Here is a 15735-nt window from a genome sequence, read left to right as displayed (position 1 = left end):
GTGATTACAATAAAGTCGTAAAGTTGATAATCAAATTATATCAGAGGAGGACATTACTAATGGCTAAAATTAGTGGTTCAGATGCCGTATTAAAAGTAATTCAGAAGTGGGGCGTAAAACATATTTATGGGTTGCCCGGTGGGTCGTTCGATTCAACAATGAATGCCATCTATAATCAACGGGAAACGTTGAAGTACATCCAAGTACGTCACGAAGAAGCTGGTGCCATCGCTGCTTCCGCTGATTATAAACTAACTGGAAAGATCGGTGTCTGCTTTGGTTCCGCTGGCCCTGGTGCTGTCCACTTACTGAACGGATTGTACGATGCTAAGGAAGATGGTATTCCAATGCTAGCAATCGTTGCACAAGTTCCGACTAAGCGGATGAACATGGACTTCTTCCAAGCAATGAATGAAGAACCGATTTTTGATGATGTTGCGGTTTGGAATCGTACTGCGATGACTGCCGAGAGTTTACCAATGCTTACCGATGAAGCGATTCGGCAAGCTTATGCCCATAATGGCGTTGCGGTATTGACAATTCCTAAGGACTTTGGATGGGCCGAAATTGAAGATAACTTTGAAACCAATGCTAGTGTGCATACGGTTAACTATCCAGAACCAACGGCTAAATCAGTTGCTGATGCGATTGAATTAATCAAAGCTGCTAAGTCGCCAATGATTTACTTTGGGATTGGTGCCAAGGATGCGGCTGAAGAATTAAAGGCTGCTTCTGAAAAATTCAAGATGCCACTGGTTTCATCAGTATTAGCAAAAGGTATTATTGAAGATGACTATCCTGCATACTTAGGATCAACGGGACGGGTTGCTCCTAAGCCTGGTGCTGAAATTGGTTTTAGTACGGATTTGATTCTCTGGGTCGGTAATAATGTGCCATTCAGTATCTTCCTATTTAATAAGAAGGCTAAGGTCATCCAAATTGATATTGATAGCGAAAAATTTGGTAAGCGTCATCATACTGATGTTGCTATTCAAGCAGATGCCAAGAAGGCATTATCAGCAATCAATGCGGCTGGCGAAGCCCGTGACGCTTCAGCTTTTTACGATGCAGCTGTTGCTGACAAGCAAAACTGGGATAAGTGGTTGGCCAGCTTTGCTGACAGTACTGAATCACCCGTTCGAGCTGAACCAATTTTTGATATTTTAAATCAAGAGGCTAGTGATAAAGCTGTTTGGGCCATTGATGTCGGCAACGTTAATATTAATTTTGAACGTCTAATTCGGATGCACGATGACCAGAAATGGGCAACTTCCGGGATTTATGCAACTATGGGCTTTGGGGTGCCAGCAGCTTTAGCAGCTAAGGTCAACTATCCGGATCGTGACGTCTACAGTTTGAGTGGTGATGGCGCCTTCGCAATGTTGTCAGAAGAAATTTTGGCACAAGTTAAGTACAACCTACATGTCATTAACATTGTCTTCAGTAACGAGACACTGGGCTTTATTGAAGCCGAACAGACCGACGATACGCATCAACCATTGTCTGGTGTGGATTTGCCAGATACTGACTGGGCCAAGGTTGGCGAAGGTTATGGTGCGGTTGGTTATACGGCACGAACCAAAGCTGAATTTAAGCAAGCCCTTGAAGATGCTAAGAAGACTGATAAACCAGTTGTTATCGATGTCAAATTAACGCATGCAATGCCATTTACAACGGAGCATATGTATTTGGATGACGCATGGCAAGATAAGGATAAGATTGCGGCTTTCGTTAAGAAGTACGATGCTCAAGACTTGAAACCATTCAGTTACTTCTTGAAACAGGCCCAAACAAATTAATTAGGCAAATGATTAGCAAAAGAGGATGCGATTATCGCGGCTCTTTTGATACATAACACTCAATTGTCTGCCAGCAATAGCTTGGCGGCAATACTTGTCGTTTTGGGTTGAATGTTAGGAGGTCGACAGATGCAAGTCATTAAATTAGATGCCCACCAATTACAAATACTGGTTCCACAACCGCCACTGGTGTTGGCCTTAGGTTTTTTTGATGGTGTGCATCAGGGCCACCAGCGTGTCATTCAGACGGCACGAAGAATTGCTGAGCAGCGGGGGTTACCGTTAGCCGTTATGACCTTCAATCGGCATGTGTCCCAATTATTTCAACCACACACCACGTTTCGGTATCTCAATACCGTCACGCAAAAAATACATCATATGACTGATTTACAAGTACAACGGCTCTATATTACGGATTTCAATAATCAATTTGCTGAGCTGTCACCAATAGCCTTCATCAAGGACTATCTGGTGACGTTAAATACACAAGTTGTTGTGGCGGGGTTCGATTATACGTTTGGTCAGGGTGGGACGCATGGGATGGGTGAGTTAGCCCAACTTGGTGCACCTTACTTTGAAACAGTTACGGTAGATCGTCTGGCGAATCAGCAATTAAAAGTGAGTTCAACGCGAATTCGGGGATTAATTGCTCAGGGGCAGATGGCGTCGGCTAACGATTTATTAGGATACACTTATGAGACGCGGGCAACACTTAAACCACTGACGCGGACGATAATACTAGCCAATCCTCGTCAACAGGTGCCAGCAGCTGGTGACTACCGCTGTTGGTTAGTGGGCGCCAACTATCGGCAGTCAGTGGTTGTTCGAGTGACAAGCACACTTCAAATTATCTCACCATATCAATTACCACCACTATCGGATGATCTGACGGTAGATATTCAATGGCAGAACCGGGTCACACAAGTGAACAGTACGACAACAGTGCATCAGCAACAATCACAATTATGAAGCTAGCAACGATGTACTAGTCTGGCGATAAATTAATTGTGACTGTCCAAAAGTCAGGGAGCCGCATCAAGCAATCTAGATCTGACGATGCTTGCTTAACTATTAAAATTACACAGGAAATGTCGTGCTAGTCTAAATTACCTGGCGCCAGATGCTTTAGGTTGGCTTGTTCTAATCTCAGACTCATTAGCAGCTAACTCGGCCAACGTGTTTTAATGGTCAACGGTCAAAAAAAGTGGAATATTCACATCATGATCAACTGGTCAAGTCAAAGACTGACCAGTTTTTTTATTAATAAGAATTTGCTTACAAAAAGTAAGCATATTAATTGCATTCTTGTTTGGAAGCGATTTATAATACACTTGTTAAATGAATTGAACCGGATAATTGCGTTGGTTCAAAGTTGAAGGGACGGGATTTAAATGACAAAGATGATTGCAGGGCAAGCTTTGGTTAAAGTATTGGAAGCATGGGGTGTTGATCACCTCTATGGTATTCCTGGTGGCTCAATTAATCACACGGTTGAAGGCTTGTATCTTGAAAAAGCTCATATTGACTATATTCAAGTACGGCATGAAGAGGTGGGGGCACTAGCTGCTTCGGCGGATGCCAAGTTCACTGGTAAAATCGGGGTTTCATTTGGTTCTGCTGGACCTGGCGCAACTCACTTGTTCAACGGACTATATGATGCCAAGATGGATCACGTGCCAGTACTAGCGCTGGTCGGGCAGGTTCCACAAGCAACGATGAACACCAATTATTTCCAAGAGATGGATGAGACACCAATGTTCAGTGATGTTGCGGTATATAACCGAACTGTCACGACGGCCGAACAATTACCCTACGTCATCAATCAGGCTATCCGTGAAGCTTATCGGCAGAAGGGCCCTGCAGTTGTGATCATTCCTGAAAACCTTTCAGCAGAAGAAATTGATTATCAACCAGTCTCAACGCCCAATACAGTTTCAGATACTTTTGAGCAACGGGTCGACCCACAGGCAGTAACTGCGACATTGAAGATGTTAAAAGCGGCCAAGCACCCACTAGTCTATGCTGGTCGGGGACTTCTTGGTGCTCAAGCAGATTTGATCAAGTTTAGTGAACAGTTCAATATTCCGGTTATGAACACTGTTCCAGCTACCGGAGTTATACCAACCAATCATCCGAATGCCATTGGAACATTTGGCCGGTTGGGTTCCAAATCAGGATTCGAAGCCTTGCAACATGCTGATCTAATTTTGTTCCTTGGTTCTGAATTTCCATTTGCCAGCTTCTGGCCTAAAGGAATTAAGATTATTCAGGTTAATAACAACAGCTTTGATATTGGCAAAATGGTACCCATCGATTATGCGGTCATTAGTGATGCCCAAGCTTATTTGCAGGCGATGATTGCAACTGGCGAAACATTGCCAGAAACAGCCTGGTTAACGACTAATCGCCAAAACAAGCATAATTGGGATAAGTGGCTCAAACAATTAGCTGCCGATGATCATGAGGGATTAGCACCGGAAGCGGTCATGCAGAAAGTGGCTAGCATGGTTGGTCCCCGTGATACGTATGGGGTTGATACCGGAAATGTTTCTGAATGGGCAGTTCGGGGGCTACCAATGGATCAAGAACAGCGGTTTGCATTGTCAGGTCTCTTTGCAACCATGGGCTTTGGCCTGCCAGCTGGAATGGCTGGTGCCTTGAGTGTTCCGGATAGTCAAGCTTGGAGTTTTTCTGGTGATGGTGGCTTTGCGATGGTCGCACCAGATATTATTACGGAAGCGCGTTATGGTTTACCGGTCATTAATGTGATCTTTAGTAATCAACGGTTTGGCTTTATTTATCGTGAACAAGTTGATACGAAGCAGCATTTATATGGTGTTGATTTAACGGATGCTGACTGGGCTAAGGTTGCGGATGGTCTTGGTGGCATCGGCTTTACGGTTCAAAATAATCAAGAGGTTGAAGAAGTATTTGATCAAATTAAAGCACTGCAAAATAATGGGAATAAGCGCCCAATCGTAGTCAACGCGGTAATTAAGAATGATGATCCAATTGGTACGGCGTACATGCCATTAGACCCTAAATTATATGGTCAAGAGGCAGTTAATGTTTATGCCAAGGCTAACCACATTGATATTGAACAACAACCTTCACTAGGTGCTTTATTGCGTGCCCAAGGTGATCAGTTGTAATATTAAAAATAAGGATGAACAAAAAAGCCACTGATGGTAGGTTTTCCTACTATGTAGTGGCTTTTTAATGTACCAACTAATGACTATTTTTGATTAAAAGTACCAGCTTCCACGTCTCGAATGAACTGTTTTAAATGATCAAAGTAGACGGGAGCATTGTCAATCATGTGGTGGTGACCACCATTTGGCGTTGTTACTAAGCGTGAGTTAGGAATATCACGGGCCATGCGACGGGCTGAAGCCAATGGCATGGTTTCATGTTCGCCAAAAGTTAACAATGTTGGTACTTTAATATTGTGAATTTGGTCGCGAATATCCCATTCCTTTAATTTACCGGTGATAACAAACTCATTGTCACCCTGAAAGGCATTGTAAACAGGGGTGGCCGTTGTACTGATTAAATGGCGAATTGAAGTTGGTTGCTTACGATCGACATAACCGGCGTTCAGTACATCCACATATTTTTGATATTGCGGGTCATTCCAGTTACCTTCAGCTTCTTTTTGCTTCATATAAGCAACGGCCTCTACAGGTAAAGCTTCTTCACGGCATTTATTAACGTTCACGACATATTCTTCAATGTTATCGACCATGCTTGAAATGATCGCACCCTTTAAATGTTGACCATATTTCAGGGCGTACATCATTGTAAGGGCGCCACCCCATGACTGACCAATCAAGTAAAAGTTATCGAGGCCTAGTTTTTGCCGGACCTCTTCAACTTCATCTAAGAAGTAGTCGTAAGTAAGATATTTTTTGGCAATTGCTGGGTCTGAATAGTCAGGTTGGTCCGAATACCACGATCCTAGTTGATCGTACATTGAAACTTGGACGCCTAAATCTGATAGTTCATCACCAAAGTTTTCCCAGTATTCATGATTACCGCCGGGGCCACCGTGGAGACATAATAATTGAATGTCACCTTGACCTTGGGTATTGGTCCATAAATGGTAGCCATTATCCAGCGTGATGATTGTTGTTCCTTGTTTCAAATGATCACCTAATTTCTTAATATTTTACTAGTTATCTTACCACTGTTAACTGAGTAGGGTCAAAGTAACCAGTAAGATAGATAAGTTTAACAAGGGTATCGAGATGGAGCAGTAGCACTGGCAGGAAACAATGAACATTTTCCAATGCGACATACAGTAACAAACTGGCATAGTCGTAATTGCGGCTGAGTGTCATATAAAGAAAATAATTGGCGTATTGTGAGTATTAAATTAGGTTTATACTAGTAGACATGTTAGTTTAAACTATGCATGGACATTGATACAACGTTGAACTGGTTAACTAGTCATGAAGCATGATTAAAACGTGCCAGTTAGTTGGATTACTATTCGTCAGTATATGCGCGTCCTAGGCCGACCTCCGGGGCTGAGTGCCAATTGCTGGAACGTAGCCGACGTCGATTTGAGCTAACGCCCAACCCGCGTCATCTCAAATACGAGTCTTATTCTAAGCCGGAAGAAATTCACTTCCAGCTAAGAATAATTTGGCTACTGAGCATTGTCACCCAGCCCCTACGGTCTAAAAAAGTGTGAGGGGCCACGGGTTGAAGCCGAGCATTGGCTGGCCAACGGATTAATGTGGTCTTGGCATTAGTCCGTTGGCGTAGCAAGCACAGGCTTCAGTGGCACAGAGCACGTTTCGGTAAGCCGATCGAATGGCGTAGGACGCAGTTAATTAGGCAGGGTTACGCTAACTCGACCGGGCCTAAGCTGGCTGTTTCTAAACTTGAGAAACGGCACGTTTTAATCCTGTTTCATACTAAATAATAAGTATAATGCGTATTGTTAGTAATGAGCTCGAATTAATCGTGCACAATTCATTTGACGAACGGTTACATTTTCGGTGATAATACATAAACTAACCGTTACAGAAAAATGTAATATTACATTTTTTTAATTCAATTGCGGTTAGTTAACCAATATGAAATAATGGGTTAACTAATTAGAGATGGGTGAGATTGATATGACAAATCAAACCGCGGTTTTACGCTTGCTAATTCAAGCAGCGCCTGCGTATTGTTCAGGTGATTGGTTAGCACAACAACTCGCAATCAGTCGAACTGCTATTTGGAAATTAGTACAGGGGTTGCAGTCGTCAGGCCATACAATTGAAAGTCGGCATGGACGCGGTTATCGATATGTCGCTAATAATCAATTAAGTGCTCCGGCAATCGAGCACGGTCTTGAGACACTGCCACCGTTCAAAGTGACGGTTCTGCCGACAGTTGATTCAACCAACGCCTATTTACGTCGACTGGTTACCAAGATGTCGCTTACGGTTCCAACGGTAGTTGTTGCTGACACGCAAACAGCTGGTTATGGCCGGTCAGGCCGTGAATTTTATTCGCCAAGTCAGACTGGAATTTATATGAGTATTGGTCTACCAATCAATAGCCATAATATGCTAGATGCAGGATTGTTGACCACTAGTACCGCGGTGGTGGTTGCCCAAACACTGCAGCAACTTTTTGATGTCCAGGTTTCTTTAAAGTGGGTCAATGACGTGCTAGTCAATCAGCATAAAGTGGTTGGTATTTTATCAGAGGGCATCACGAGCCTTGAAACTGGGCAGATTTCAGCTGTAATCATCGGTATTGGAATTAATCTGACTACAACGGTTTTTCCAACGATGCTTGCCCATAAAGCTGGTTCGGTCGTGTCTAATACGACTAGTGTGACGCGTAATCAGGTTATTCGCGAGCTGTTACGGCGGTTTTTTGACGGATATCCAACTTATCACAATGGCAATTTTATGGCAGCTTATCGGCAGATGTCGATGGTCATCAATCAGCAGGTGGAACTGAAGAGCGGCGCTCAAATATATCGTGGGGTTGTTACAGACATTGATGCGCGTGGTGCGCTGGTTGTTCGATTGGAGACAGACCAGGTTCGCCACTTCAGCTCAGGCGAAATCACTAAAGTGAATCTATTGACCGGTGGTTATTACGGTTAACAAGTTTTAAAAATCAGTTTATTAGATAAATAAACAAACGACAATAATCTTTTGAAATAATTTCTAATTCAATGCTTTACTGGTTCATACTGTTGTATAGTAGACGTTGGGCGTGAGTGATATTAGGCAAATTGATCATAGTTAGTCGGCTCAATTAGTGGGATGAGTTAACCTCACATTGTTGAACGTATGGGAATGATAGCGAATGGATTAATGCACTAACGTAATTTATTTATATTATAATGGGAGTTCGGAATTATATGTGTTCAACCAGTATAATTAATAAAGTGATTAATAAAAATAATTAATGAAAGTTAAGTAATGCTGGTCAATACGGTTATTTACATATTATAGTAAAGATGCCGAGACGCTGGTGGGTTAGTTAATGTTTATAGAAACAATTCAAGGGGTAAGAGGAATATGAATGAAAATTTGCGGAGCGTAAGTATGAGCCGAACAATGAGCCGGATGAATCGACACCGAATGAATCCGCGGCGATACATTACCGGATTTGATGGTATCCGGACATTGGCGGTGCTAGGTGTCATTATTTATCATCTGATGCCAGCCTCGCTACAGGGTGGTTATTTGGGAGTACCAATCTTCTTCGTTGTTTCAGGTTATTTGATTACGGACATTTTATTACAAGATATTTTAACGCGAGGACATGTTCGTATTTGGCGGTTTCTCGGGCACCGGATGCGGCGGTTGTATCCAGCTTTTGTCACAATGCTACTAGGAACGACGGCGTATATTACGTTATTTCAACGCTCGTTACTGACGAATATTCGGGCAACCGTGTTAACCAACTTAGTCTACGTTTATAATTGGTTTGAAATCAATCATGGTCAGAGTTATTTTGATCGTTTTAACGGCGAGTCACCATTTACACATCTGTGGTCACTTTCCATTGAAGGCCAATATTATCTATTTTGGCCGTTAGTGATTGGTATCTTAATGGTCATCTTCAAGAAACGTTCGCGAATTTTTTGGTTTATGATGATAGCTGCTGGTATCTCAGCAATAACCATGGCCATGTTATATGATCCAGCCAATACTAACCGCGTGTATTATGGGACTGATACGCGGATGTTTGCGATTCTGCTAGGGTCCGGTCTAGCCTTTATTTGGCCATCGCGAGAGTTATCAGCGGATATTGCCAATGTTAACCGTGTAACATTGGATATTCTAGGTGGGGCCTCGTTAGTTGCAATTATTTGGATGTTTTTCCAGATGTCCGGCCAATCTGATTTCACTTATCGCGGTGGGATGTTACTATTTACGATTTTATCAACAGTACTCGTGGCAACAGTTGCTCATCCGGCTAGCCATCTTAATCGGGTATTAACGAATCCATTGTTTAAGTACGTGGGTCAGCGGAGTTATGGAATTTATCTGTATCAATTTCCAGTCATGATTTTTTATGAAACTAAAGTTAAAAATATTGGGGATCATTTGCTACTTAATAGTTTGATTGAAGTGGCACTGATCTTAGTTGTGACGGAATTGAGTTATCGATTTATTGAAAATCCAATGCGGCATTATGACTATAGCCGGCTGTTTGTTGATTTCAAAGACTTTTTGCGCAGGCCGAAGCTGAACCGGGTCACCACTGCAATTGTGGCTTTAACGACTATTTTATTCGTGATTACAGCAGTGGGCTTTGTACAACAGCCAAGTAAGGCCGAGGCTAACAAGAAGACTGAACTACAAAAAACGATTGCGGCTAATTCAAAGGCGGCGGACAAGAAAAATGCTGCGGCATTGAAACGGCAAAAGGCTGCTCAAGCAGCAGCGGCTTCCAGTAAGAAGGTCGCGACCGAAAAGATGCAAACTAAGCAGGCCGAAGCTAAGCTCAATTCGAAACAAAAACAAGTGGCAAAAGACTATGATCTGAAGCCACAAGTTGTTTTGGCAATGGCAGATACTGATTTAACAGCGATTGGGGATTCAGTGTTGTTAGACTTTTCTTCTGATTTGCAAGATGTTATTCCAGGTGCAGTCGTCCAAGGTCGAGTGGGGCGGCAAGTGACAGAAGTACCAGGAATTATTAATTCGTTGAAGGCACAAGGACAGTTGGCTCACAATGTCTTATTGAATATCGGGACTAACGGAACGATTACTAATGACCAAGCAGAACAAGTGGTTAAGTTAATTGGGAAGGACCGGCAGATTTTCTGGGTAACGGCCCACGTGCCAACTCAAAGCTGGCAAAATCAAGTTAATGCTCAGATTGCGAAGACGGCTAAGGAACATGCTAATGTGCATATCATTGATTGGCATGCTCGTGCGCAAAATCAGAGTGGTTGGTTTGCAGCCGATAATGTGCACCCTAACCCTACTGGTAATCGCCAGTTGACGAATTTAATCGCGAACCGGATTGCTGAAGTTAATAATAATTAGAAAAAAGTTCCAGCTTGTAGCAATTATGCCAAGTTGGAACTTTTTGGTTGCTAATTATTAGTTCGGATTATTGGCTAGCAGCTTTGATTGGACAGCCCTTACAATTGTCGTCAGACTCACTAACCCAACAAGTTTATACCGACTTTAAATTTTTCCCAATGATCCGTATTTGACAGCAACCATGTGGTGCGTTGTAGCGAGTGTTAATTCGATACCAGTTAAATGTGTGACTAATAAGGGCCAATCCAAATTGCCCCCCAGTTAACAGATTGACTGTTAGCTAGGGGGCAACGATGTTAGTTAGTCCGTTATTTTTTTCATTGGAACGTGCAAACGAATATCATTTAGATTGAGCGAGTACTGAAGGTCCTGATTTCCCCGAATCGTCATCTTCATATCGGTTGCGTAAATGACCAAGCCAAGTTGATGGCCCTTGAGCAAGTGGTGAAAAAGTGGTTGTAGATCCACTGAAAAGTCGTAAAATACATTTGGCTGAATCGCTTCTGTGTGCCATGGATGGTGGCGATTCTGTAAATTGAGATGACCATTAGTAATCATCTTGAACGGTGTTTCACCCGCTAACTTAAAGTCTTTTAGGTCATCTTCGCGCCAATGGTAGCCTAAGTCTAATGCTTTGGCGGCTAGCGTTTGCGGACTGATAGTCAAGCGACGGGCGGCACCATAATCAATCAACATGAAACTCAGCATACCAAAGTTTTGATTGACAGCCACGGAACCGGTGACATGTGGAACGCCCACTAATAGTTGATCTTCAGGTGCCTGCCAAGACTTAAATAAGAGACGATGATCATAGAGCGGATTCAACTTGTCTTCTTGTAATAAGTCGCGCTGCCAAGCATCTAAGTGGTTTTTGTAGTGGTCAAATAACTTATCAGGTAATTTGTCCGTAAAATGGGCGGCACGTTGATCGACAGTGTGGTCGGCCGGGACTAATTCCTTGTACTGTACCTTGAAATCTAAAGCTTCGGTCGTGTCTTGCCACCAATTGTCATAGCCATACCAAGTCTGTGCTTGCGTATTGTCTTGCACTAAGACGGTTGGCAGTAATTTATCAGCATGATTATCTAAATTATATAATTTGTGACTCAACCATAAGTTCATCATATCGGTGAAGTCGAGTGATTGTAAATTATTGATATAGATATGTTGGCCTTGATGCAAAATGAGTTTTTTAGTTACGGGGACAGCTTGTAATTTATCCCACAAATTGGCGACGTTGCGTGGCTTGACGTTCCAATCATTGAGTCCGTGGACCATCACGATATCCGCCTTGATGTTGTCAACGTTTTTGAGATAGTTACGTTCGTCCCAGAAACGGTTATAGTTGCCGCTTGCTCGGTCTTGATCAGCGGTCAGTTCCGTTAGTTTTTGATTGAAAGCGGGCTGGATTTGGTGAGCATCACCGGCTCTTAAGCTCCGCGAAAAGACTTCAGCAGCCAACACATCGGTGTCTTCCCCCTGGAAAGTGTCTGGAGCGACGACTAAGCCATTGTCACGATAATAGTCATACCAACTTGAAATGGCGGCCTCAGAAATAATGGTTTTAAGACCGTCTACACCAGTTGTGGCAGCAGCTGTTGCTAAAGTCCCCAAGTAAGACCGTCCAGTCATAGCAACGGCGCCATTACACCACCAAGCTTTAATAGCAACATCGCCATCGCGATTGGTGAAAGCCTGACGTTTGCCAGTCAACCACTCAATAATTGCGACCGTTGATGTTGTTTCATCGACATCGCCTGTAGATGCTAGCCCATCTGAGTCAAGTGAGCCAATGCCGGCCGCATAAACGACAGCGAATCCTCGAGCTAAGAAATAATCGTTAAGTGTATAGGATTTTTCACGACTAAAAGTTTCTTCCGCCGTAGTAGTCGATGTTTCAGCGGTGCGAGCAGCTGGTAGGTTAACCTTGGCTGGATGATATTCGATGTCCGCGTAAGTATTGTCATCCGGTTCCTTAGCGGTCAATGGAACATCCACGTTGTGCATTTGGGCATCACCAGCCTGATCATTAATGCCTTGATTGTAAGGGCTAGCTGTGTAGAGTACGGGAACCTTTAAGTTCGTAGCAGTTTCAGCTGGCCGAAGAATTTCCACTTTGAGTAAGTCGCGTTGGCCATCATGATCGGTGTCCAGCGGTGCTTCAACATACACAACATCGCGAATGAGGGTGTGGGTGTCGAAAACTGCTTGGGCCTTACCGTTGAAAAAGAGTGGCTTTTGTTCGTTGGGCAATTGATAGAACGGCGCGAAGTACCCCCGGGTTGTCAGCGCTTCAATCAAGGTTTGACCATTATTACCGCGGGTGTTTAATAGTAAGTACCACGCGTAGTAGAGGGATTCACGATCAAAGGCACTGTCACCAACCATTGGCAAGTGGATATCACGCATAGCGAGGAGCGGGTCGGCCAGTTCGAAATCTTGTCCAGGTAAAAAGCCTAACAGTTGGAGGCCAACGTTGTAGAAGACTTGATTGTTAACAATAGTAGCATCTGTGAGCCATTCAGTCAGAGTGTGCTGACTAGTTGCCATGATATTGTTAAATTTGTGTTTTAACCCACTAGCCGTGTGGACTTCTGGTAAGCTTTTAGCAAGTAGTGCCCGGTAGACGGCTGGCACAGTAGTCAGGGCGTCCATGTCAGGGGTGATGAAATGTATTTTTGTAAGTTCGGCAATCGCAGCTTCCGAATCGGTTGGGACGATTGCAAATTGATTGTTTTTCATAAGTAATTTCCTCATTAAGTATTATTAGAAATATTATACCGCTAATTGACCGAGAACCAAGGCTTCTTACTGACAAGTTTGGCAGGTTATGGTAGGTTAATTGCAAAGTGAACTATCGAATGGAGGAAGCAAATTGAGTGATTTTCCAGTTTTATATACAACCCATGCAGTTAATGAAGATGGTATCGAAGGTCAGGCGTATGTTCCCGAAGGTTTGCGGGTAACGGTGTCAAGCCCACTAAAGGCGGTTCCTGGGACTAATCCAGAACAGTTGATTGGATTAGCCCTCAGTACGTGTCTCAATGCTACTTTGGAAGCCATCGAAAAGGAACACGGACAAAATCATCAAAGCAAAGTTGATACAACGGTCAAGATGTCGCGTGATCGTTTTGGCTACCAGTTCTTTTTAGACGCCCGCGTCACTATTCCAGAAGTCGATGCTGAAACGGCAGCACATTGGCTTGCTATTGCGGAGACACGTTGTCCGGTAGCTAAATTAGTTGGGTCATCGGCCAATGTGACAATTCAGTTAGCCAAATAGCTTTGTGACGTCGGGCAATCATGGAGCGTTTATCGATCAGAGTTGTCTGACAGGGGGATTAAAACGTGGTTCAGATTGTCGGGCCTTCAGTTGCCGACAGTCTGAACCACGTTTGTGTTAATGATGACTGTTAATCTTATTGAATAGGTGGTGTAAGGTTGGTCGCTGACAGTGATGGCTAGCAACTGCTGACTGTACCTTTTCGACTTGTTGCAAAGCTAGTTGCTTGGTCTTTTCACGTTCGATCTTGAGTTGCTTGCTTAGGGCCCGTGATTGCCAAAAGCCGTGAACGCCAATGGCAACTGGAATAATGTGTAAAAGGGTGGTTGCGGGAATTAACCACGGATATTTACTAAATAGTTGAATGACCTGCGTATGGTGTTCATGGAGGTCGTCGTGAATTGTTTTAGGTGTTAGCATCATTAAATCACGCTCCTTATTAAGTACCATCATCATACCGTAAAATGAAATCGTTGTCATTGCTAGTGTTGAATTGATGACAGTAATTAAATCGCCCACTTCAAGATACTCAGCATCTTGAAGTGGGTGATTTTAGTTATTTTTGGTTCAATCGTTAGTCGTCAGCTTTATTCATCCGACTATGCCGAATGCCATAACCGAAATAAATAATGAGGCCCAGGACGAACCAAGCTAGTGATGCTAGCCAAGTTTCTTTGGATAATTGCGTCATCATAAACAGGCAGAGTAACCCAGAAATAACTGGTAGTGCTGGGTAAAGCGGCACTCGAAAGCCTTTGATTTGGTTAAGTTTAGGATTGCGACGTAATAATAGGATGCCAAAAGAAACGAAGGCAAAGGCAATCAATGTTCCAATATTAACAAGGTTTGCTAACTGATCTAAGGGGATCAAACCACCGAGAATCGAAATGACGATTGTGACTGTCAACATTGCGTTCTTGGGCGCATGATGCTTATCAATTTTGCCTAAGAAACGTGGCAATAAACCATCACGGCCGATTGAATATAACAACCGCGAGCTACTATAGATCATTGTCACCATCATCGTAAACATTCCGGCAAGGGCCCCAATCGAAATAATACCAGCAACGAAGTTTTGATGGACAAGTTGTAAGGCGAACGCAACGGCATCGTCAACGTTTAATTGCTTATATGAAACCATCCCAGTTAGAACGCCTGAAACGAGAATGTAGAAAATCGTACAAATAACTAACGTCCCAATAATTCCAATGGGCATATTTCGTTTGGCGTTTTTGACTTCGGCCGCGGATGAAGAAACGGCATCAAATCCCAAGTAGGCAAAGAAGACAACTGCGGCGCCCTTGAGAATACCCATGCCTCCGAACGGCGCAAAGGGTGTCCAGTTACTTGGTTTAACATAAAATGAACCAACTAGTAAGAAAAGAACAATAATGGCTAATTTAACCACCACAATAATATTATTTAAACGAATCGATGTTTTCAAACCAGTGTCGATAATCCAAGCAATTAAGCAGACAATCAAAATTGCGACGACGTTAATATAGGTGCCGTGCGCGGGATCGAATGAACCAGTAATCGCTTTAGGAAGTTTGAGGCCAAAGCCAGCGATGAATGAATTGAAGTATGCGGCCCAGCCAACAGCCACGGTTGCGACGGCTAACACGTATTCAAGCACGAGGGCCCAACCAATGATCCAGCCAATCATCTCACCATAGACGATGTTTCCATACGAGTATGCTGAACCAGCAATCGGCAGAACTGATGCAAATTCAGCGTAACACATCGCGGCCACGGCACACACGATGGCGGCCAAGACGAAGGATAAAATAATCCCGGGCCCCGCCTTAGTTGCGGCCACGGTTCCGGGAAGAATAAAAATCCCAGTCCCAATGACGGCCCCAATCCCTAAGGCAATCAAATCGATTGCCGAGAGGGTACGTTCAAAATGACTATCTTTTTGTAAATAGCGTTCCAAATCTTCTTTTTGGAAAATACGCTGGAAAATCCCCATAGCATGGCCCACCTTTTTGGTTATTTGTAACAGTTAATTGTCATTATCGACAAATTGTCATGTCAATATGATACCGTGGTTGATTATTAAAAGTCAATTAGAACTAGTCGCTTATTATTAATAATTACATGGAATGCCAGATTAGATACTTGTAAAAGCAGG

10 protein-coding genes are annotated in these 15735 nt (G+C 43.3%); 6 read left to right on the top strand and 4 right to left on the bottom strand.

Translation table 11 applies throughout. The annotated features are described in order from the left end of the window. Positions 1 to 59: 59 nt before the first annotated feature. The 3 genes from spxB (at position 60) to RXV91_RS01510 (ending at position 4951) form a co-directional block, all read left to right on the top strand. On the top strand, positions 60 to 1799 hold the full coding sequence (gene spxB, locus RXV91_RS01520; protein WP_316438380.1) for a pyruvate oxidase: 1740 nt from the start codon (positions 60 to 62) through the stop codon (positions 1797 to 1799). 129 nt (positions 1800 to 1928) lie between these two features. Continuing rightward, the gene (locus RXV91_RS01515; protein ID WP_316438379.1) at positions 1929 to 2768 is read left to right on the top strand and encodes an FAD synthetase family protein; all 840 of its coding nucleotides are present in this window, start codon (positions 1929 to 1931) and stop codon (positions 2766 to 2768) included. Positions 2769 to 3190: 422 nt separating this feature from the next. After that, on the top strand, positions 3191 to 4951 hold the full coding sequence (locus tag RXV91_RS01510; protein WP_316438378.1) for a thiamine pyrophosphate-binding protein: 1761 nt from the start codon (positions 3191 to 3193) through the stop codon (positions 4949 to 4951). Between the two features lie 83 nt (positions 4952 to 5034). On the opposite strand, the gene RXV91_RS01505 is transcribed toward RXV91_RS01510, so the two are convergent. After that, positions 5035 to 5943, bottom strand: coding sequence for a proline-specific peptidase family protein (locus RXV91_RS01505; RefSeq protein ID WP_316438377.1), 909 nt, complete (start codon positions 5941 to 5943; stop codon positions 5035 to 5037). 982 nt (positions 5944 to 6925) lie between these two features. On the opposite strand from RXV91_RS01505, the gene RXV91_RS01500 reads away from it, so the two are divergent. Together RXV91_RS01500 and RXV91_RS01495 are read left to right on the top strand one after the other, a co-directional pair. Beyond that, on the top strand, positions 6926 to 7915 hold the full coding sequence (locus tag RXV91_RS01500) for a biotin--[acetyl-CoA-carboxylase] ligase (protein WP_316438376.1): 990 nt from the start codon (positions 6926 to 6928) through the stop codon (positions 7913 to 7915). Between the two features lie 420 nt (positions 7916 to 8335). Continuing rightward, complete coding sequence (locus tag RXV91_RS01495) at positions 8336 to 10318, top strand: acyltransferase family protein (RefSeq protein WP_316438375.1); 1983 nt, start codon at positions 8336 to 8338, stop codon at positions 10316 to 10318. Positions 10319 to 10618: 300 nt separating this feature from the next. On the opposite strand, the gene RXV91_RS01490 is transcribed toward RXV91_RS01495, so the two are convergent. Further along, positions 10619 to 13060, bottom strand: a complete 2442-nt coding sequence (locus tag RXV91_RS01490) for a Xaa-Pro dipeptidyl-peptidase (RefSeq protein WP_316438374.1) — start codon at positions 13058 to 13060, stop codon at positions 10619 to 10621. Positions 13061 to 13193: 133 nt separating this feature from the next. On the opposite strand from RXV91_RS01490, the gene RXV91_RS01485 reads away from it, so the two are divergent. Then, positions 13194 to 13601, top strand: a complete 408-nt coding sequence (locus RXV91_RS01485; protein WP_316438373.1) for an OsmC family protein — start codon at positions 13194 to 13196, stop codon at positions 13599 to 13601. A gap of 117 nt (positions 13602 to 13718) precedes the next feature. Here the strand turns inward: RXV91_RS01485 and RXV91_RS01480 are convergent, their stop codons facing one another. Both RXV91_RS01480 and RXV91_RS01475 read right to left on the bottom strand, forming a co-directional pair. Beyond that, entirely contained in the window at positions 13719 to 14081 is a 363-nt protein-coding gene (locus RXV91_RS01480; protein ID WP_316438372.1) for a transposase, read from the bottom strand. Between the two features lie 94 nt (positions 14082 to 14175). Further along, positions 14176 to 15573: an amino acid permease gene (locus tag RXV91_RS01475; protein WP_316438371.1), complete on the bottom strand. Its 1398-nt coding sequence runs from the start codon at positions 15571 to 15573 to the stop codon at positions 14176 to 14178. Positions 15574 to 15735 lie beyond the last annotated feature (162 nt).

This window comes from Lactiplantibacillus sp. DA1, from assembly GCF_032681335.1.
GTDB lineage: Bacteria > Bacillota > Bacilli > Lactobacillales > Lactobacillaceae > Lactiplantibacillus.
This window is presented reverse-complemented; position numbering and strand designations above follow the sequence as displayed.

Coding starts and splice junctions, on each gene's coding strand:
- spxB (WP_316438380.1), top strand. CDS start 60: ATGGCTAAAATTAGTGGTTCAGATGCCGTATTAAAAGTAATTCAGAAG.
- RXV91_RS01515 (WP_316438379.1), top strand. CDS start 1,929: ATGCAAGTCATTAAATTAGATGCCCACCAATTACAAATACTGGTTCCA.
- RXV91_RS01510 (WP_316438378.1), top strand. CDS start 3,191: ATGACAAAGATGATTGCAGGGCAAGCTTTGGTTAAAGTATTGGAAGCA.
- RXV91_RS01500 (WP_316438376.1), top strand. CDS start 6,926: ATGACAAATCAAACCGCGGTTTTACGCTTGCTAATTCAAGCAGCGCCT.
- RXV91_RS01495 (WP_316438375.1), top strand. CDS start 8,336: ATGAATGAAAATTTGCGGAGCGTAAGTATGAGCCGAACAATGAGCCGG.
- RXV91_RS01490 (WP_316438374.1), bottom strand. CDS start 13,060: ATGAAAAACAATCAATTTGCAATCGTCCCAACCGATTCGGAAGCTGCG.
- RXV91_RS01480 (WP_316438372.1), bottom strand. CDS start 14,081: ATGACAACGATTTCATTTTACGGTATGATGATGGTACTTAATAAGGAG.
- RXV91_RS01475 (WP_316438371.1), bottom strand. CDS start 15,573: ATGGGGATTTTCCAGCGTATTTTCCAAAAAGAAGATTTGGAACGCTAT.